This is a genomic window from Kitasatospora sp. NPDC098652 (assembly GCF_044760155.1).
In the GTDB taxonomy this organism is placed as follows: domain Bacteria; phylum Actinomycetota; class Actinomycetes; order Streptomycetales; family Streptomycetaceae; genus Kitasatospora.
Window position 1 is genome coordinate 49463 of the sequence record NZ_JBIWAQ010000021.1, and the last position, 18122, is coordinate 67584.

An 18122-nucleotide genomic window follows, 5' to 3' on the forward strand; every position below is an offset into this window, starting at 1 on the left:
CGTGACCGACCGCGAACCGCCCTCGACCGCCCTCGACCGACAGAAGTGGCCACCATGCGTATCGTCCTGCTGCACATGCCCTGGGGTGCGATCGACGTGCCCTCGCTGGCCCTCGGGATCCTGCACACGGCCGCCGCCCGGGCCGGGCACGAGACCGAAGTGCGGTACGCCAACCTGGACTTCGTGGACTGGGCCGCCGGGACCGCCGGCTTCGGCGTGGACGACTACCAGTACTTCTCCGAGAAGTCGTACTTCCAGGGCGCGGGCGACTGGGCCTTCGCCGGCGCACTGTACGACGATGAGAATCCTCGTGGCGCCCCTGGCAGCGACCGCGACGGCTCCGCCGACTACTTCGCCTACCTGGCCGCCAACGGCGCGAGCCCGCAGGAGATCGCCCTGACCCGGTCCGTCCGGGCCCTCGCCCCCGCGTTCATCGCCCGACTGGTCGACGAACTCGCCGCCGACCCACCGGACTTGGTCGGCTTCACCACCACCTTCCAGCAGAACACGGCCAGCCTCGCCGCCGCGAAGCTGCTCAAGCAGCGCTGCCCGCAGGTGCGCACGGTCTTCGGCGGCGCGAACTGCGACGGTCCGCAGGGCGCCGCGCTGCACCGCAACTTCCCCTTCCTGGACTACGTGGTGCGCGGCGAGGGCGAGGCCGCCTTCCCCGCACTCCTGGCGGGCGAGGACCCCGCCACCGTCCCCGGCCTGTGCTGGCGCGACGCCACCGGGAGGTCGACGGCCAATCCGATGGCCGAGCGGCCGCTGCCGCCCGCCGCGATCCTCACGCCCCGCTACGACGGCTTCTTCGAGCGGCTCGACGCCTCCGTCGCGGCCGGCTGGGTCGACCCCAAGCTGGTCCTCGAAGGTTCCCGCGGCTGCTGGTGGGGCGAGAAGCACCACTGCACCTTCTGCGGGCTCAACGGGTCCTCGATGGCGTTCCGCTCCAAGCCACCGGCCGACTTCCTCGCCGAGGTGCTCACCCTCGCCGAGCGCCACCAGCTGCTGGACGTCTACGTGGTCGACAACATCCTGGACATGGGCTACTTCGACACCGTCCTGAAATCGCTGGCCGAACTCCCGGTCGACCTGCGGCTGCACTTCGAGATCAAGGCCAACCTGCGCCGCCACCAGTTCCAGCTGCTCGGCGACTCCGGCGCGGCCCAGGTCCAGCCCGGCATCGAGAACCTGAGCACCCGGGTCCTGCGGATCATGGACAAGGGGGTGACCGGCTGCCAGAACGTCCGCGCACTGCGGGACGCGCAGAGCGCCGGGGTCTCGGTCACCTGGAACTACCTCTACGGCTTCCCGGGCGAACAGCCGGACGACTACGAGTCGGTGATCCGCCAACTGCCCGTGCTGCACCACCTCGACCCGCCGACCGGAGCGGGACGGATCGCCATCGAGCGGTTCAGCCCGTACTTCGACCGCCCCGAGCTGGGCTTCGCGATCACCCGGCCGGCTCTCCAGTACCGCGCGACCTACCACCTCCCCGAGAGCGAACTCAACGAACTGGCCTACGTGTTCAGCGCGCCGCCGCGCGGGATCGGCGGCGACCTCGCGGAGCGGCTGAGCGCGGCGGTGGACACCTGGCTCGCACGGTTCCCCGACAGCCGGCTCAGCTACCGGGACGCGGGCGCACGGATCGTGCTCGTCAACACCCGCCCCGGGTACGACTGGCGGGCGGTCGAACTGACCGATCCGGTGGAACTCGCCGTCTTCCGGCTGCTCGACCGGCCCCGCTCGGCCGCCGCGCTGGCCGCCAAGGTCCCCGGCGGCGCGGCGGCGGTCGGGCCGGTGCTGGAGCACTTCACCGCGCTGGGCCTGCTGTTCCACGACGGCGACGGCTACCTCCAGGTCGCCGTCGAGTCCGACAACCAGGTGCTGATGCGGATGCGGCACCGGCACGGTCCCGAGGCCGAAGCCGAAGCCCGCCCCCTCACCGCCACCCGTACCCCCACCGAGGAGGTGCCCGATGCCGTCCCGATCGGCTGAACGGACCGGGCTGCACGGTAGTGGCGCCGCCGCCTGGCGCGCGGCCGCCCCGGAGGTCGAGCTCTGGCTCGACTACGACCCCGCCGTACGGGAGTTGCCGGGCTTCGCGCTCGGCCGCCGCACCCTGACCGGCCCGGCGCGGGCGGAGGTCATCGAGCTGCACCGGGCCGGGGTCCGCTGCCTGCGGCTGACCGAGCCGGTACGGCTGTGCGCGGACGCCCCGGCCGCCTCCGCCCGGGCGCTGATGCTGCTGCGCGAGGCGACCGGGCAGGGGCTGGCCGTGCTCTGGCAGGCGGTCTGCCCGGACGGCTGCGTGGCGCAGCGCCGGTTCCACCACCTGTACCCGCCCGAGCAGTTGACCGGTGGCCCGCAGGAGGTGCTCGCCGACTGGCGCGCCACGTACTTCCCGAGCAAGTGCGTGCTCCGCCGCGGCCCCGGCTTCGTCGAGGTCCGGGACCGCCGGTTCGGCACGCTGGAGCTGTTCACCATCGACGAACCGGGCCACCTGGCACAGCTGGAGGCGCTGTCCGAGGGCGTCGAGGTCGACCTGCTGCCGGACGCCGTCCGCCGGGACTTCGCCGAGGCCGGTCTGATCGCCGAACAGGCGGGCCGCGCCTGGTTCCTGCCGATGCGGGTGCGCCGCTGGCCGTTCCCCTCGCTGACGGTCTGACGGCCTACACCACGGCCCCACAACCAGCCATCCGGCTGCCCAGCCACCCGGCCACCCGGCTTCCCAGCCGCACGAGTTCCGAGTCCGAGGAGAGAGATCCATGACCACCGCGGTCGACGACGACGCCGCAGCCCGGATGGCCGCCTTCATCCGCGACCCCTACCCCACGCTCGCCCGGATCCGCGAGGCCGGCGCCGTCTCCGTCGTGGAGTTCGGCGAGGGGCTGCCGGTCTACCTGGTGACGCGCTACCAGGACGTCCGGGCCGCATTGACGGATCCGCGCTTCGGGCAGGACGTCCGCCGCAGCCAGGCCATCGCGAGCGGGCGCGGCGCCGGACTGACGCTCGGTTCCGAGGTCGTCCACATGCTCAACAGCGATCCGCCGGACCACACCCGGCTGCGCCGCCTGATCCAGGGCGTCTTCACCCGCCGACGGGTCGACGGGATGCGGCCGCTGGTCGAGCGCACGGCCGACGGCCTGCTGGACGGGCTCCGCGGGCGGGGCACCGCCGACCTGATCACGGACTTCGCCTTCCCGCTGCCCATCATGATCATCTGCGAACTGCTCGGCTTCCCCCCGGAGGACATGCAGGCCTTCCGCACCTGGTCGACGGCGATCCTCACCCAGGGCGGCGACCTGACGTTCGCCCAGGCGACCGAGGAACTGAACGACTACCTACGGGAGTTGATGGCAGCCCGGCGGTCCTCGCCGAAGGCCGACATCCTCACCGACCTGGTGCAGGCCCGGGACGCCGGCGAACTCACCGAGCGGGAGGTGTTCTCGATGGTCTTCCTGCTGCTGATCGGCGGCCACGAGACCACCGTCAACCTGCTCGGCACCGCCACCCTGGCGCTGCTCCACCACCCCGACCAGCTCGCCCTGCTGCGCGCCGACCCGGCGTCGATGCCGGTCGCCGTCGACGAGTTCCTCCGCTACGAATCCCCGGTCAGCATGGCCACGTTGAGGTTCACCAACGCCGACGTGATGGTCGACGACGTCGAGATCCCGGCGGACGAACTGGTACTGCTCTCGCTCGGCGCGGCCAACCGGGACCCGGCCCGCTTCACCGACCCCGACCGGCTGGTCCTGGACCGGGGCGACCCCGGCCACCTGGCCTTCGGACAGGGCCTGCACCGCTGCCTCGGCTCCTTCCTCGGCAGGCTGGAGAGCGAGGTCGCGCTCACCGGCCTGCTGTCGCGCTTCACCCGGATCGAGCTGGCCGCCCCGGAGGAGACCCTGCCCTGGCGCAACACCATCATGCTGCGCGGCCTGGAGTCGCTGCCGGTGTCGCTCGATGGCTAGCCGCACCGGCACGAGCAGCGACGGGCAGGGCCGTACGGAACCGGACGGCGGCGCCGAAGCGGACAGCCGTACGGAGCCGGGAGGACGTACGGAAGCAGACGGCCACGCGCAACCAGCCCGCGCCGCAGGGCTGTTGCGCTTCCGCCCCCGGTTCGGCCTGGCGCCGCTGCGCGCCCGCGGCTTCCGGCTGCTGGTGATCGGGCAGGCCACCTCGGAGTTCGGCAACGCCTTCCAGGTGGTCGCCCTGCCGCTGCTGGTCTACTCCCTCGCCGGCGGCGCCCGTCAACTGAGCCTGGTGGTCGCCGCCTACGGCGCGGGCCGGCTGGCCGCCACCCCGCTCGGCGGTATGCTCGCCGACCGGTTCGGCGCCCGGCGGGTGATGCTGGCCGCCGACCTCGGCCGGCTGCTCGCCACCGCCGCCCTGTGCGCGGTGGCCGCCGCCGGAGTGGCGGACTTCCGGCTGATCGGCGGGCTGGCACTGCTGGTCGGCCTGGGCGCCGGGGTGTTCCTGCCGGCCGCCTGGGCGATCACCCCGACCCTGCTGCCCGCCGCGGACCTCCACGCGGGCAACGCGCTGAACAGCACGGTCACCTTCGGCGCCGGGCTGCTCGGCCCGGCGCTGGCCGGCCCGCTGGTCGCCTGGCTGGACCCGGCCGCCGCGCTGGGCCTGGACGCGGCGACTTTCGCCGTGTCGGCGGCGACGCTGCTGCTGATCGGTCGCGGCAGCCCGGTCGCCCCGCCCGGCCCGATCTCCGAACGCGCCTCCGTACCAAGGAACTTCCGTGCCCTGCTGCGGGAGTCGCCACTGCTGCGCGCGGTGCTCACGGTGACGGTGATCGCCAATCTGACGGTGGGCGGCGCCACCCGGGTCGCCCTGCCGACCCTGGCCACCCACGGCTTCGGCGCCGGTGCCGTCGGGCTCGGCCTGCTGCTGGCCGCCTTCACCGGCGGTGCGCTGGTCGGCGGCCTCTTCGCGGCCGGCCTCACCGATCTGCGCTCGCGCGGCCGTACGGCGATGCTCTCCGGCCTGGTGATGGGTGCGGCGATCGGCCTGGTGCCGTTCACCGGCCTGGTCGGCGCCGTGCTGCTGCTCCTCCTGGCGGGCGGCGCCAGCACGGTGACCAATGTCCTGGTCGTCACCGGCGTGCAGCGGGGCACCCCGCCCGCACTGCTGGCCCGGGTCATGGCGGCGATCACCTTCTGCGCGCTGGGGGTCTTCCCGCTCTCGGTGATCGCGGCCGGCGCGGCCGTGGACGCCTTCGGGGCCCGGGCGGTGTTCGCGACGACCGGACTGTGCCTGACCGGCGCGTTCGGGTACGCGCTGACCAGGCGCGTGATCCGCGAACTGTGAGGCCGTGGCGTCGGCGGAGGATTTGACTCCGCCGACGATCACCACGCATAGTGCCCGCATGGCTGGCTACCTCGTTTCGCGCAGGCACATCGACCTGCGCCGTGTGACGGCGATGAGCTGTCGCCCCAGCTGCTGACGCACGCCCTCTTCCGGCTCTGACGCCGGGCGCTCGCGTCCCCCCGTTTCCTTCCTGCCTTTCCCTTTCTTCCTTCCTTTCTTCCTTCCTTTCTTCCGCTCGCCCTTTTCCACGACCGCCCTGATCCGTGCGGTCGTGCGCTGCCGCTCGCCCTGCCCCGGTCCACGGTCCCCGGTCCCCGTATGTCCCGGACCGGACCGGGCCGGGCCGGGCCGGGCCGGTCGGCCGCGCATCCCCTCACCACCACACCACTGGAGCCTCCATGGGCCCGCGCCGGGTTCTCGTCACCACTCTCGCCGTCCTCGCCTCGCTGGCCTCGCTCACCGCCTGCGGCGGCGGCTCCTCCTCGGCGAAGTCCGCCGACAATCCGTACCAGTTGTCCGTTCCGGGGACGATACGCGTCGGCACCCTCTCGGACGCGCCGCCGAACGTGTACCTCAAGGACGGCAAGTTCACCGGCTTCGACAACGACCTGCTCACCGCCGTCGCCGCCAAGGCCGGCCTCAAGGTGGAGTTCGCGGCGACGGACTTCTCCTCGCTGCTGTCGCAGGTCGCCAACCACAAGTTCGACGTGGGCAGTTCGTCCATCACCGTCACCGAGGCCCGCAAGAAGACGGTGGCCTTCACCAACGGCTACGACTTCGGCTACTTCGGCCTGGACGTCCCCGCCGGTTCGCCGATCACCTCCTTCGACCAGCTGGCGGGCAAGCGCGTCGTGGTCGTCCAGGGGACCGTCCAGGACGACTACGCGACCAAGAACAACCTCAACCCGGTGCGCGTGCCCGACTACAACGGCGCACTGAACCAGCTCAAGGCCGGGACGGCCGAGGCCTGGATCTCGCCCGCGGAGATCGGTGAGAAGAGCGCCCAGGACAGCGGCGGCAAGGTGGTCCTCGCCCAGAAGCAGCTCAGCTCCGCGCCGACCGCCTTCGCCGTCGCCCAGAACCGCCCCGAGCTGCTCGCCGCGCTGAACAAGGCCCTCGACGAGGTGATCGCGGACGGCACCTGGACCCGCCTCCAGGAGCAGTACTACCCGGGCCGCCCGGTGCCGGACGGCTTCAAGCCCGGTAACGGCTCGGTCGGTTACCCGCCCGTCAAGGCGGCCCCGACCACGGGCGCACCGGCCGGCGCGTCCCCGACGCCCTGACCCACCCCCTCACCACCCCTCACCACCCCCCACCACCGCCGAACCACCGAACCGGACGACAAGGAGGCCGACGTGGACCAGCTGGGCACGCTGGCGGAGACGTTCTTCAACTGGGGATCGATGCGCTCCGCGCTCTCCGACCTGCTCACCACCGGCGTGCCCAACACGCTGATCCTCGCGGTGACTTCGGCCGTCATCGGCACCGTCCTGGGGCTGCTGCTGGCGGTGGCCGGCATCGCCCGGACCCGCTGGCTGCGCTGGCCGGCCCGGGTCTACACCGACGTGTTCCGCGGTCTTCCGGCCGCGGTCACCATCCTGCTGATCGGCGTGGGGCTGGCCCCGCAGGGGATGGAGATCTGGGGGCCGGACCCCTACCCGCTCGGGGTCCTCGCACTGTCCCTGATCGCCGCCGCCTACTTCGGGGAGATCTTCCGCTCCGGGATCCAGAGCGTGGAGGCGGGCCAGTTCGAGGCGGCGCGCGCGCTCGGCTTCTCGTACGCGGCGGCGATGCGGCTGATCATCCTCCCGCTCGGCGTCCGGCGGGTGCTGCCGGCCTGGGTGAACCAGCTCATCGCGCTGATCAAGGACTCCAGCCTGATCTACTTCCTCGGGCTGACGGCCGATCAGCGCGACCTCTTCCGGATCGGCCAGGACTCCGCCGCCACCACCGGCAACGAGTCCGCGCTGGTGCTCGCCGGACTGTTCTACCTCCTGCTCACCGTGCCGCTGACGCACCTGGTCAACGTGATCGACCGACGGCTCCGCCACGGGCGCGGCACACCGTCGGCCGCCGCCGCCCGCTCCGAGGCCAGGCCCGCGCCCGAGTCCACCCCCGTCCCCGAAGGAGCGGCACGTGTCTGACCACCGCCCCACCTCCAGCACGGCCACCACCCCGGCCGCCACCACCCGCACCCAGTTCTCCCCGGTCAGCCTGGCCACCCGGGACCTCCACCTGTCGCTGGGCGGCACCCCGATCCTGCGCGGCGTGGACCTCGACGTCCCCGAGGGGCACACCCTCTCCGTGATCGGCCCGTCCGGCTCCGGCAAGTCCACCCTGCTGCGCACGATCAACCGCCTGCTGGAGCCCGACCGCGGCGACGTCCTGCTGGACGGCGAGAGCGTCCTGCACCGCGACCCCGACCTGCTGCGCCGACAGGTCGGCATGGTCTTCCAGCAGTTCAACCTCTTCCCGCACCTGAGCGTCCTGCGCAACCTCACCCTCCCGCTCCGCAAGCTCAGGCGCCTCTCCCGCGAGGAGGCGACCGGGACCGCCCTGCGCCAACTCGACCTGGTCGGCCTGCGGCACAAGGCCGACGTACGCCCCGCCCGGCTGTCCGGCGGGCAGCAGCAGCGGGTGGCGATCGCCCGCGCGCTGGCCATGGAGCCCCAGGTGATGCTCTTCGACGAGGCGACCTCGGCCCTGGACCCGGAACTCGTCAAGGGCGTCCTGTCGCTGATGGCCGACCTCGGCCGCGCGGGCATGACCATGGTGGTGGTCACCCACGAGATGGGCTTCGCCCGCTCGGTCTCCGACAGCGTCGCCTTCATGGACGGCGGGGTGGTGGTCGAGTCCGGCCCACCCGGGGCGGTCTTCGACGCACCGCGCAGCCCGCGCCTGCGGCAGTTCCTCGCGGACGTGCTCTGACGCCGGCCCGGGCCGTTGACAGTGCCACGCCGGACTCCTAGCGTGGCGCAGTCGATTACCCGTGAGTAGGGAACGTTGATGGCCGAGCCCCGCCCGTACGACCTCGTCCTGTTCGGCGCCACCGGGTTCACCGGCGGGCTCACCGCCGAGTACCTGGCCAGGGCCGCGCCCGAGGGCTGCCGCTGGGCCCTCGCCGGCCGGGACGAGCACAGGCTCGCCGCCGTCCGGGCGCGGCTGGCGCGGATCGACCCGCGCTGCGCCGACCTCCCGCTGCTGGTGGCCGACGCCGCCGACCGCCGGGCCCTGCGCGAGGTGGCCGCCTCGGCCCGGGTGGTGGTGTCCACCGTCGGCCCCTACCTGCGGCACGGCGAACCACTGGTGGCGGCCTGCGCGGACACCGGCACCGACTACGTGGACCTCACCGGCGAGCCGGAGTTCGTCGACCGGATGTACCTCCGCCACCACGAGCGTGCGGTGGCCAGCGGTGCCCGGCTGGTGCACGCCTGCGGCTTCGACTCGGTGCCGCACGACCTCGGCGTGCTCTTCATCGTCGACGAACTGGTCCGCCGCGGCGGCCCGGCCGCCCGGCTCTCCGTGGAGGGCTTCGTCCGGGTCGGCGGCACCGTCTCCGGCGGCACCTTCGCCTCCGCGCTGACGGCCCTCTCCCGGCCGCGGGCCATGGCCCGGGCCGCCCGCGCCCGCCGCGCCGTCGAGCCCCGGCCGAAGGGCCGGCTGGTCCGCACCCCCACCGGCCGACCGCACCACTCCCGGGCGGCCCGCGCCTGGGCCGTGCCGATGCCCACGATCGACCCCCTGGTGGTGTCCCGCTCGGCCGCCGCACTGGACGAGTACGGCCCGGACTTCGGCTACACCCACTACGCGGCCGTCCGCCGGCTGCCGGTCGCCCTGGCCGGCCTCACCACCGTCGCGGCCCTCGCCCTGGCCGCCCAACTCCCCACCCTGCGCCACGCCCTGGAGCGGCTGCGCAAACCCGGCGACGGCCCGGGCCCCGAGCAGCGGGCCCGCTCCTGGTTCGCCGTCCGCTTCGCCGCCCGGGCCCAGGACGGCCGAACCCTCCTCACCGAGGTCACCGGCGGCGACCCCGGCTACCAGGAGACCGCCAAGATGCTCGCCGAGTCCGCCCTCTGCCTCGCCTACGACGACCTCCCCCCACTGGCCGGCCAACTCACCACGGCGGTCGCCATGGGCCGCCCCCTGATCGACCGCCTCACCGCGGCGGGCCTCTCCTTCCGCGTCCTCCCCACCCCACCCCGCACCGCCCCGGGCCGCTGACTCCGTCACGGGCTCGCGCGCACGAGGCCGACCCAACCGCCCCCAGCCCACCCGACACCGCGCAACGACCGTACGATTCGGCCGGGCTCAGCGGTGCTCGGGGTTCTCGAAGTCGAAGCGACAGCCCGCGTCCCACTCCGAGCGCTGGTTGCCGTGCGCCGGGATGCCCCCGGCGTCCTTGAGCATCCGGGCCAGGTGGAGCTGGTTCCAGGTCATGAAGGTGGTGTTGCGGTTGGTGAAGTCGTTCTCCGGCCCACCGGACCCGGCGTCCAGGTACGACGGCCCCGGCCCCGCCTCGCCCACCCAGCCCGCATCGGCCTGCGGCGGGATCGTGTATCCGAGGTGCTGGAGGCTGTACAGGACGTTCATCGCACAGTGCTTCGCGCCGTCCTCGTTCCCGGTGATCAGGCAGCCCCCGACCCGACCATAGTACGCGTACTGCCCGTGCTCGTTCAGGATCGACGAGCACGCGTACAGCCGCTCGATGACCTTCTTCATCACGGAGGAGTTGTCCCCCAGCCACACGGGTCCGGCGAGCGTGAGAATGTCCGCGGCCATGACCTGCGAGTAGATGACCGGCCACTCGTCGGTCTCCCAGCCGTGCTCCGTCATGTCCGGCCAGACGCCCGTCGCGATGTCGATGTCCACCGCCCTGAGCACCTCGACCTGCACACCCTGGCGCTCCATGATGCCGGTGCTGACGTCGATCAGGCCCTGGGTGTGGCTGCGCTCCGGGGAGCGCTTGAGGGTGCAGTTGATCACCAGGGCGCGCAGGTCGGCGTACGAGGTCGTCGGGTCCGGCACGGGGTCTCCTTCGGGCGGTCCGGGAGGCCGGTCGGTGGCGGGCTCCCCCGCACAGCTCACCAGGCCGGGGCGGCCGGCGCGCGCGGGGCTGGGCCGGTTGCCTGACGGACTCGGGGCGGTGGTCGCCACCCCTGTTCGGCCGAGCAGGCGGCCAGTAGCATGAACTCGCCTTCCACCGTGGCTCCGAGGGGACGAGTGACCGCCGTGATCACGCTCACCGCAAGCAGGATTCCCGTCGACGTCGTGGACATCGACGTGGACGTCGACCTCGCCCTGGCCGGGGACTGCGGCCCGGAGCTCGTGGGCCTCCCGGACCCGGCTGACCTCGCGGACACGGTGGAGCCCACGCCTCAGGTCACCCAGATGGATCCACTGCCCCCGCAGGTCGTCCAGATGTACGTGCAGCTCGACCCCCCGCTGCTGGTGGACGCCGTGGCCGCGGACGCCCCCGACACGGTCTGAGGCCAGCCCCGCGCGCATGGACGTCGACTCCCCCTCCGCCCACCGCTACAGCCGCCCCTTCGACCGGTTCCCGTCCCGGCACGAGCACCAGGAACGGTGGGCGGACCTGACCCGGGCGATCGCCGCCGCCGGCCCTCCCGGCGGTGAATCCAGCGGCGCCAGGGGCGAGTTGACGGTGCTCGGCTCGGGCATCGAGGCGGCCGGGTTCACCCGGGCCGACGAGCGCCTGCTCCGCGAGGCCGACCACGTCTTCCACTGCGTGGCGGACCCGGCCACCGTGGTGCGGATCAACGCCTGGCGCCCGGACGCCTACGACCTCGGTGTCCTCTACGACGACGCCAAGGACCGCTACCTGACGTACGTCCAGATGTCCGAAGCCGTCCTGCACTTCGTCCGCGCGGGGCGCCGGGTGGCCGCGGTCTTCTACGGCCACCCGGGCATCTTCGTGCTCTCCTCCCACCGCGCCGTGCGGATCGCCCGCCGGGAGGGGCACCGCGCCGTGATGCGGCCCGGCATCAGCGCCCTGGACGTGCTCTGCGCCGACCTCGGGGTGGACCCGAGCACCCCCGGCATGCAGACCTTCGAGGCCTCCGACCTGCTGATCCACGGCCGGCGCATCGACCCGGGCCTGCACCTGGTGCTCTGGCAGGTCGGCATCGTCGGTGAACTCGACTACCAGCGCGCCGGGTTCACCAACCGGCACCTGCCCGTGCTGCTGGACCGGCTGGAGGAGGTCTACGGACCGGACCACACCGTGGTCAACTACATCGGCGCCCGCTACCGCGGCCTCGAACCCGTCACCGCCGAGCACACCGTCGCCGCCCTGCGCGACCCGACCGTGCAACGCACCGTCACCAGCGCCTCCACCTGGTACCTGGCCCCCACCGCCGCCGCACCGGCCGACCCGCAGGTGCTGCGCCGCCTCGGCCTGCTCCAGCCCGGCCAGACCGTCCGCCCGCCCGACGGGCCGCTGCGCACCATCGACGAGTACGGCCCGCGGGAACTCACCGCCCTCGACGGCTTCGCCGACTTCCGCATCCCGGCCGCGTACCACTGGCAGGAGGACACGCCCGGCGCCCGCTTCGTCCTCGCCCTCGGCGAGGACAGCGCCCTGCGCGAACGCTACGTCCGCGAGCCCGCGGCCGCCGTCGCCGACTGGGCACCGCCGGAGCTCGGCGCGGCCGAACGCGCCCTGCTGTCCAGGCGCGAGGACCTCGCCCTCCAGGCCGCCGCCCGCGGCGTACGGCACCGGCCCACCCCGGAGGCCGCACGACGGCTGCGCACCCTGCTCACCCGCAGGTCCGAGGCACGCGCACTGCTACGGGACGGCATCACGGGCTGGCCGTCACTCCGCCAGGACCTGGACTCCGTCCTGGCCGACGCCCTCTACCCCTGGACGGGCCTGTACGGCACGCCGGACGGCGAGCTGTCCGTCTACGTCCTGGGCCGCGCGACCGACCCGCCCCGGCACCGGGTCCACGTCGACGGCCGCCGGATCGCCGACCCGCGCTACGAGCGCGGCGTGCTGCGCTGGCGCGAGCCGGACGGCAGCGGCGGCGAGCTGCGCACCGAGTTCGGCCGGGACGGGCGGCGCCGACTCGTCGGAACCGTCAGCGCTGCCGGTGCCGTTGAGGCGGCAGGCTCCGTCGCACGCACTGTCTGCCTGACGGAGTACCCGCTGCCGGAGGCCCCGCCGCTCGCCGACCTGGTGGGTGCTTACCACGCCGAGGGCGTGCGGGTGGACGTGGTGTCCGACGCCCCCGGCGCGCTCCCGCGCCTGCACGTCACCGTCGACGGCGAAGCCGTCACCGCGGCGGTGCTGCTCGGCCCGACGGGCTTCGAGATGGACGCGGTCACCGTCCCCTACGACCGACCGCTGCCGGACGTCCCGCCCTGTCTGTACGGAGACTACCGGCTGCGGCTGCCGTCCCGGCCGGACGCCGGTGCCCGGCTGCGGATCGCGGCGGACGGGGTCACCCTCGACGGACGGCCCGTGCCCAAGGCCGAGTCGAGCGGTCGGCGCCTCGGCTGGCAGGACGGCCCGGCCCCGGTGCCCGGCGCCGAGCTCACCCTGCTGCTCGACCCGATCACCCTGCACCCGATGCTGCACGGCACCGGCCGGACCGCAGACGGCACACCCTTCCCACTGGTCGGCATGGTCCCGGTCGAGGCCGAGGCAGCCCAACGGCTCGCCGCCCGGCCCCGGTTCGGCATCCCACTCGGCCCCTGGGCCCACCTGACCGCCCTCGCCACCGAGGCCGGCCAGGACGGCGGGCTGTTCTGGTGGCACGGCTGGGAACAGTCGGCCACCGCCCTGCGAACCGTCCACCAGGCCCTGCGGGAGCGCGGGCGGTAGACACACCGCACCGGCCGGCCCGTATAACCCCAGGTCAGGGCGGGGACGGCGGCCGATGGTACGGACTCGGTAAGGAGCCCGCGCGGACCGTTGGCGCGCCCCCTGCCGCTGGCTAGACTCGCGCGGCCGACCGGACATCGCGGCCGACCGACCGGGCATCCCGAGCGGCCGACCGGGTGCCGACTCCCGTTCGGCACCGGAGCAGAGCACAGCGCAGCACCACCCAGGACACCAGGCACCTCCCGCCGACGACCATGGGGGTCTCCATGCAGTTCCGCACCAGGGCACCACTCGCCACCGCGACCGCAGCGCTCCTCCTCGCCGCCGTCGCCGCCGGTGCCCCTACCCCGGCCGGTGCGGCCGCGGCCGGCGCGAACCCGCCCGACGCCTCGCCCGGCGCACCGCTCGCCGTGATCTCACCCGGCGATCCGTACGCTTCCTGCGACCTCGGCGCGGACGGCGACGGCACCAACTACCCGGGCGCGGAGGAGGAACCGTACGCCGCCGCCAACCCGCTGGATCCGGCGAACACGATCACCATCTACCAGCAGGACCGCTGGTCCAACGGCGGTGCCCGGGGCCTGAGCTCCAGCTACACCACGGACGGCGTGCACTTCACCCAGACGGCCCTGCCCTTCACCCACTGTGCGCCCGGCGGGCTGGCCTACCAGCGGGCCTCCGACGGCTGGGTGAGCTTCGGCCCCGACGGCACCGCGTACGCCAGCGCCCTGGTCTTCGACGCCACCACGGCGCGCAGCGCGGTGGCCGCCGCCACCTCCACCGACGGCGGGCGCAGCTGGCAGCACGTCACCGAGCTGATCAGCGACGACGACCCGGCGATCACCGACGACAAGAACGCCGTCACCGCCGACCCCGTGCACCCGGGCGTGGCCTACCAGGTCTGGGACCGGGTGGACCAGGCCGCCGGCCCGACCCCGGTCTTCGACGGGCCGGGCTACCTGTCCGTCACCCGGGACCACGGCCGGACCTGGTCCCCGGCGAAGCCCTTCGTGACCACCGCCACGACGCCGAACACCCAGACCATCGGCAACCAGATCGTGGTCGACCCGCGCACCGACACGCTGTACGACTTCTTCGACTGGATCACCTTCACCGACGCGACCGCCACCACCGTCAGCGACGTGCACTTCGGCATGGTCAGCTCCACCGACCAGGGCCGCACCTGGAGCCGGCCGGTCCGGGTCGCCACCGACACCTCCGTCCCCGAGGTCCACCCGAACGCGCCCGCCGACGCCACCAAGTCCCTCCGGGCCGGCGCCGGCCTGCCCAGCGTGGCGATCGACCCGCAGACCGGTGAGCTGTACCTCGCCTACGAGGGCTCGGAGTCCACCGGCGGCAGGTTCGACGCCATCCAACTCGTGCACTCCACGGACGGCGGGCGGACCTGGAGCGGCCCGACCCGGCTCAACCAGGCCCCGGGCGCACCGGCGTTCACCCCGTCCATCACCGTGGCGGCCGACGGCACCGTGGCCGTCAGCTACTACGACCTGCGCTACCTCACCCCGGCCGACACCTCCACGCTGCCCACCGCCGCCTGGCTGCTCAGCTTCCCGCGCGACGGCGAGAACAGTCCGGTCGAGCGGCAGATCTCACCGGTCTTCGACTGGCTCCAGGCGCCCTACGCCGGGGGCCACTTCCTCGGCGACTACCAGGCCCTGATCACCGACGGCCGCCTGGTCCGCCCGGTGCTGGTGACCGCCAACAGCGGCGCCCCGCTGAACTCCACCGACGTGTACAGCGGCCGCTTCCGGCCGGACACCCTGCGCAGCCCGGGCGCGGCCGCACCGACCACCCAGGCGGCGCGCACCGGGGCGCGCGCTGGGGCGCCCGCCGTCGGCCCGCGCGCCGTGCAACACCTGCGGCGCTGACCCGACCGGCGGCCGGCGGCGCGGAAACGCTCCGCGCCGGCGGCCGCTCGGCCTCGAACGCCCAGGTCCGAGCCGGGCCGACGGCCCGGTCAGGGCCGGTGCAGCGCGTCCGTGAGGTGGCCCGCCGCCTCGATGACGGCTTGGGACAGGCGGGCACCCGGGTGCCGGCTCAGCCGTTCGATCGGCCCCGAGACGGAGACCGCGGCCACCACCCGGCCGGCCGGGCCGCGCACCGGCGCGGAGACGGAGGCGACGCCGGGCTCGCGCTCGCCGATCGACTGGGCCCACCCCCGGCGCCGCACCCCGCTGAGCGCGGTGGCGGTGAACCGGGCACCCTGGAGCCCGCGGTGGAGCCGCTCGGGTTCCTCCCAGGCCAGCAGGACCTGGGCGGCGGACCCGACCTTCATCGGCAGGGCGAGCCCGACCGGCACGGTGTCCCGCAGCCCGAAGAGGCGTTCTGCGGCCGCCACGCAGATCCGGACCTCACCCTGCCGGCGGTACAGCTGGGCGGTCTCGCCGGTGACGTCGCGCAGGTGGGTGAGGACGGTGCCGGCCGCGGCGAGCAGACGGTCCTCACCGGCCGCCGCCGAGAGTTCGGCGAGCCGCGGGCCGAGGACGAACCGGCCCTGGAGGTCCCGGCCGAGCAGCCGGTGGTGCTCCAGTGCGACGGCGATCCGGTGGGCGGTCGGCCGGGCCAGGCCGGTGGCGTCGACCAGCCCGGCCAAGGTGGCCGGGCCGGCCTCCAGGGTGCCGAGGATCGAGGTGATCTTGTCGAGCACGCCGACGCCGCTCGTGTTCTCCATGGACGGGTACTCCAGTCTCAGATCCCGTGAGCGACGGGTGGGTACGGCTCACGGGCGCTCCGTTGGGGTGGGAGCGGGGTGGTCAGCGGGGACAGGCCTGCGGGAACAGCAGATCGCCTGCGCCGAGCACGAAACGGGTACGCGAAAGGGCCGGGGCGGGAAGCGCCCGGGCGAAGGACAGCACTGAGAGCACCGTGTCTCCTCATCTTCCCCGCGCCACGTTGGCGACAGGCCGGAGTTGGCACTGACCCCGGACGGCACGGCGCGTACTTCGGACGCCGGGTCGAACGGGGAGTTGCCGGGGCTTCGTAGGGCCGGTCCCTCCACCCCTCTGGATGATTCGCGAAGTACCATACAAGATTTCCCGGGCGCCCCGCCAAACCTTTCCCGAACACCCCGCACCCGGAGCCCGCCGGGGTCCTTGACCACGGATTATTTAGATTTCTAAACTATTTCCATGACTGCGACCCCGGCGACCTCAGCATCCCCAAAGAAGCCGCTCAGGTTCAGGATCGGCATCGCGCTCCTCATCCTGAGTGCCCTGACCTACGTGGCCGTCCTCGTCATCCTCTTCCTCCCGCTGGACTCCGGCGCCAAGGCCGCCGCCTTCGGCGGGACACTCGTGGTCGCCGAGACGAGTGCCCTCATCGGCATGGCCGGCGTCGGCAAGGAAGCCGTCCGGGCGGTCAGGTCCCGCCTGGGGCTCAGGAGGCGCAGCCGCGCCGCCGAGCAGCCGCCGACCGCAGAGTGACGAGCCCGATGGTCACCGGCGAAAGACCCGGCGGCGCCGACCTGCACGCCCGCAGCGCCCGGCTCAACCAGCTCTTCGCGGACCTGCGGCTCCTCTCGGAACGGCACGGGCCCCGCTACGACGAGTTCGGGCTCACCGCCCAACAGCACCTCGTGCTCGGGCAGATCGTGGCCGACCCGAACGTCACCCCCAAGGACCTGGCCGAGCGCCTGGGCGTGTCCAAGGGCGCTGTCAGCCAGCACCTGGCGCGCCTGGAGAAGGACGGCTACCTCTCCCGGCAGCGCAGTCCCCAGGACGGCCGCGTCCACGTCTTCCGCCTGGAGGCCCGTGGCACGGCCTACCGACAGACCGTGCTCCGGTACGAGCGGGAGCTCCACGACGCCTACGTCGCGAAGCTCTCGGCCACGGACATGGCGGAGATCGAGTCCGCACTCGGGAAGTTGAGACGGGTCTTCGAGGGCTGACGCCACCCGCCCCGGACGCCACTCGTCAGCGACCTCAAGTGATCGCTCGCTCGAGATCGCTCACTTGAGATCGATCACCAGACTCCCGGCCCGCGCCTCCTCGCTCGTGACCTTCTTCCTCGGGTGCCAGAGGACCTGCACCGAGTAGGAGTCCGAACCCCCCGGCACGTCGGGCAGCACGATCGGGAACCGGCAGGCGGAGTCGTGGTACTCGCCCTGCCCCAGGGCGCCGGTCGCGACCACCCGACCCGCCGAGTCGCGGACGGTCACCAGGGCGTCCTTGTCGACGTCGTCCAGGTCCTTGGCCCCGTTGCAGGGGCCCGACTTGGTGGGGTCGGAGGTACTGATCCGCGCCTGGCCCACCAGCGTGAACGACTCGTCGTCCCCGGGCCCGGACACGCCCCAGGCCAGCCCGACGGCGCCGGCGCCGACCACGAGTCCGGCAACCGCGAACACCACCGGGGCCTTCCACCACCGGAGTTGGGGTCCCTGCGCAGCCTCGGGCGGAGCCGCCTCCGTGGCGGGTATCGGGGCAGCACTCTCTTCATACGATTCGTCAGGCATTCGCACAGGATGGCACCGAGCAGCGCCGCTGACGAGGAAGTTCCGCGAACGGAGCCCCACCGTGCGGCCGCCACCGACCGGCCGCACTGCCCGACCGCGGTGATCGGCGACGGCCAGGCCACGGAAGAATGGGGCGGGTGACCAGCACTCAGCCGCTCCCCCGGGGCCTCACCGCCCTCATCCCCGACGCCCGCACCCGGGCCACGCCCGGCGAGCGGGCCGCCTCCCAGCTCCTCCACCTGCGCGAGGCGACGGTGCCCGTGCCGGTCCTCGCCGCGGCCGCCGAGCTGATCACCCCGCTGTTGAAGGACGAGGACCCGGCGACCCGCGCGGCCGCCACCGCCGTCCACACCCGCCTGCTGGCGGCCATCGAGGAGGCCACCCCCGGGCGATAGCCCGCCGGGACGGGGCGAGGCCGGACCCCTCGGCGACGGACCCGCGCGAGACGCAACCCTCGGGTTGCACCTGGTGATGCGACGTGCAACTCTG

17 protein-coding genes and 1 riboswitch are annotated in these 18122 nt (G+C 73.4%); of the genes, 14 read left to right on the forward strand and 3 right to left on the reverse strand.

The genetic code is table 11. The features are described from left to right. The first annotated feature begins 54 nt into the window (after nt 1-54). From ACIQWA_RS32850 to ACIQWA_RS32885, 8 genes are all read left to right on the forward strand, one after another. Entirely contained in the window at nt 55-1995 is a 1941-nt protein-coding gene (locus ACIQWA_RS32850) for a RiPP maturation radical SAM C-methyltransferase (RefSeq protein ID WP_402488683.1), read from the forward strand. Next, a complete protein-coding gene (locus tag ACIQWA_RS32855; RefSeq protein WP_402488686.1) occupies nt 1976-2665 on the forward strand; it encodes a DUF5825 family protein in 690 nt (229 codons plus the stop codon). The genes ACIQWA_RS32850 and ACIQWA_RS32855 overlap by 20 nt, the downstream gene beginning before the upstream one ends. Before the next feature lie 100 nt (nt 2666-2765). Then, a complete protein-coding gene (locus ACIQWA_RS32860; RefSeq protein WP_402488688.1) occupies nt 2766-3968 on the forward strand; it encodes a cytochrome P450 in 1203 nt (400 codons plus the stop codon). Continuing rightward, entirely contained in the window at nt 3961-5319 is a 1359-nt protein-coding gene (locus tag ACIQWA_RS32865; protein WP_402488691.1) for an MFS transporter, read from the forward strand. The genes ACIQWA_RS32860 and ACIQWA_RS32865 overlap by 8 nt, the downstream gene beginning before the upstream one ends. A 398-nt stretch (nt 5320-5717) precedes the next feature. Further along, nucleotides 5718-6602, forward strand: a complete 885-nt coding sequence (locus ACIQWA_RS32870; RefSeq protein WP_402488694.1) for an ABC transporter substrate-binding protein — start codon at nt 5718-5720, stop codon at nt 6600-6602. Nucleotides 6603-6674: 72 nt separating this feature from the next. After that, on the forward strand, nt 6675-7463 hold the full coding sequence (locus ACIQWA_RS32875; RefSeq protein ID WP_402488696.1) for an amino acid ABC transporter permease: 789 nt from the start codon (nt 6675-6677) through the stop codon (nt 7461-7463). Continuing rightward, the gene (locus tag ACIQWA_RS32880; protein WP_402488699.1) at nt 7456-8247 is read left to right on the forward strand and encodes an amino acid ABC transporter ATP-binding protein; all 792 of its coding nucleotides are present in this window, start codon (nt 7456-7458) and stop codon (nt 8245-8247) included. The genes ACIQWA_RS32875 and ACIQWA_RS32880 overlap by 8 nt, the downstream gene beginning before the upstream one ends. A 78-nt stretch (nt 8248-8325) precedes the next feature. Beyond that, the gene (locus ACIQWA_RS32885; protein WP_402488701.1) at nt 8326-9540 is read left to right on the forward strand and encodes a saccharopine dehydrogenase family protein; all 1215 of its coding nucleotides are present in this window, start codon (nt 8326-8328) and stop codon (nt 9538-9540) included. A gap of 87 nt (nt 9541-9627) precedes the next feature. Here ACIQWA_RS32885 and ACIQWA_RS32890 read toward each other — a convergent pair whose 3' ends face one another. Further along, a complete protein-coding gene (locus ACIQWA_RS32890) occupies nt 9628-10344 on the reverse strand; it encodes a flavodoxin family protein (protein WP_402488704.1) in 717 nt (238 codons plus the stop codon). Between the two features lie 195 nt (nt 10345-10539). Between ACIQWA_RS32890 and ACIQWA_RS32895 the strand changes: the two genes are divergently transcribed. The 3 genes from ACIQWA_RS32895 (at nt 10540) to ACIQWA_RS32905 (ending at nt 15051) form a co-directional block, all read left to right on the forward strand. Next, complete coding sequence (locus ACIQWA_RS32895; protein WP_402488707.1) at nt 10540-10806, forward strand: hypothetical protein; 267 nt, start codon at nt 10540-10542, stop codon at nt 10804-10806. A 16-nt stretch (nt 10807-10822) separates the two neighbouring features. After that, nucleotides 10823-13162 carry an SAM-dependent methyltransferase gene (locus ACIQWA_RS32900; RefSeq protein WP_402488710.1) on the forward strand — a complete coding sequence of 780 codons (2340 nt, stop codon included), beginning with the start codon at nt 10823-10825 and terminating at the stop codon, nt 13160-13162. Between the two features lie 266 nt (nt 13163-13428). Then, nucleotides 13429-15051, forward strand: coding sequence for a sialidase family protein (locus tag ACIQWA_RS32905; protein ID WP_402488713.1), 1623 nt, complete (start codon nt 13429-13431; stop codon nt 15049-15051). An 89-nt stretch (nt 15052-15140) separates the two neighbouring features. Here ACIQWA_RS32905 and ACIQWA_RS32910 read toward each other — a convergent pair whose 3' ends face one another. Further along, nucleotides 15141-15854, reverse strand: coding sequence for an IclR family transcriptional regulator (locus ACIQWA_RS32910; protein WP_360232538.1), 714 nt, complete (start codon nt 15852-15854; stop codon nt 15141-15143). 199 nt (nt 15855-16053) lie between these two features. After that, nucleotides 16054-16196, reverse strand: a riboswitch (SAM riboswitch). Between the two features lie 115 nt (nt 16197-16311). Here ACIQWA_RS32910 and ACIQWA_RS32915 point away from each other — a divergent pair. Both ACIQWA_RS32915 and ACIQWA_RS32920 read left to right on the forward strand, forming a co-directional pair. Further along, entirely contained in the window at nt 16312-16605 is a 294-nt protein-coding gene (locus tag ACIQWA_RS32915; protein ID WP_402488716.1) for a transporter suffix domain-containing protein, read from the forward strand. A gap of 8 nt (nt 16606-16613) precedes the next feature. After that, nucleotides 16614-17069 carry a MarR family winged helix-turn-helix transcriptional regulator gene (locus ACIQWA_RS32920; protein WP_402488720.1) on the forward strand — a complete coding sequence of 152 codons (456 nt, stop codon included), beginning with the start codon at nt 16614-16616 and terminating at the stop codon, nt 17067-17069. A gap of 60 nt (nt 17070-17129) precedes the next feature. On the opposite strand, the gene ACIQWA_RS32925 is transcribed toward ACIQWA_RS32920, so the two are convergent. Further along, nucleotides 17130-17528 (reverse strand): hypothetical protein, encoded by a 399-nt coding sequence (locus ACIQWA_RS32925; RefSeq protein ID WP_402488723.1) that lies wholly within the window; start codon nt 17526-17528, stop codon nt 17130-17132. 242 nt (nt 17529-17770) lie between these two features. Here ACIQWA_RS32925 and ACIQWA_RS32930 point away from each other — a divergent pair, with 242 nt between their 5' ends. Next, nucleotides 17771-18028 carry a hypothetical protein gene (locus ACIQWA_RS32930; RefSeq protein ID WP_402488726.1) on the forward strand — a complete coding sequence of 86 codons (258 nt, stop codon included), beginning with the start codon at nt 17771-17773 and terminating at the stop codon, nt 18026-18028. The last annotated feature ends 94 nt before the right edge of the window (nt 18029-18122 follow it).

Coding starts and splice junctions, on each gene's coding strand:
- ACIQWA_RS32920 (WP_402488720.1), top strand. CDS start 16,614: ATGGTCACCGGCGAAAGACCCGGCGGCGCCGACCTGCACGCCCGCAGC.
- ACIQWA_RS32905 (WP_402488713.1), top strand. CDS start 13,429: ATGCAGTTCCGCACCAGGGCACCACTCGCCACCGCGACCGCAGCGCTC.
- ACIQWA_RS32855 (WP_402488686.1), top strand. CDS start 1,976: ATGCCGTCCCGATCGGCTGAACGGACCGGGCTGCACGGTAGTGGCGCC.
- ACIQWA_RS32900 (WP_402488710.1), top strand. CDS start 10,823: ATGGACGTCGACTCCCCCTCCGCCCACCGCTACAGCCGCCCCTTCGAC.
- ACIQWA_RS32850 (WP_402488683.1), top strand. CDS start 55: ATGCGTATCGTCCTGCTGCACATGCCCTGGGGTGCGATCGACGTGCCC.
- ACIQWA_RS32885 (WP_402488701.1), top strand. CDS start 8,326: ATGGCCGAGCCCCGCCCGTACGACCTCGTCCTGTTCGGCGCCACCGGG.
- ACIQWA_RS32870 (WP_402488694.1), top strand. CDS start 5,718: ATGGGCCCGCGCCGGGTTCTCGTCACCACTCTCGCCGTCCTCGCCTCG.
- ACIQWA_RS32865 (WP_402488691.1), top strand. CDS start 3,961: ATGGCTAGCCGCACCGGCACGAGCAGCGACGGGCAGGGCCGTACGGAA.
- ACIQWA_RS32860 (WP_402488688.1), top strand. CDS start 2,766: ATGACCACCGCGGTCGACGACGACGCCGCAGCCCGGATGGCCGCCTTC.
- ACIQWA_RS32910 (WP_360232538.1), bottom strand. CDS start 15,854: ATGGAGAACACGAGCGGCGTCGGCGTGCTCGACAAGATCACCTCGATC.
- ACIQWA_RS32915 (WP_402488716.1), top strand. CDS start 16,312: ATGACTGCGACCCCGGCGACCTCAGCATCCCCAAAGAAGCCGCTCAGG.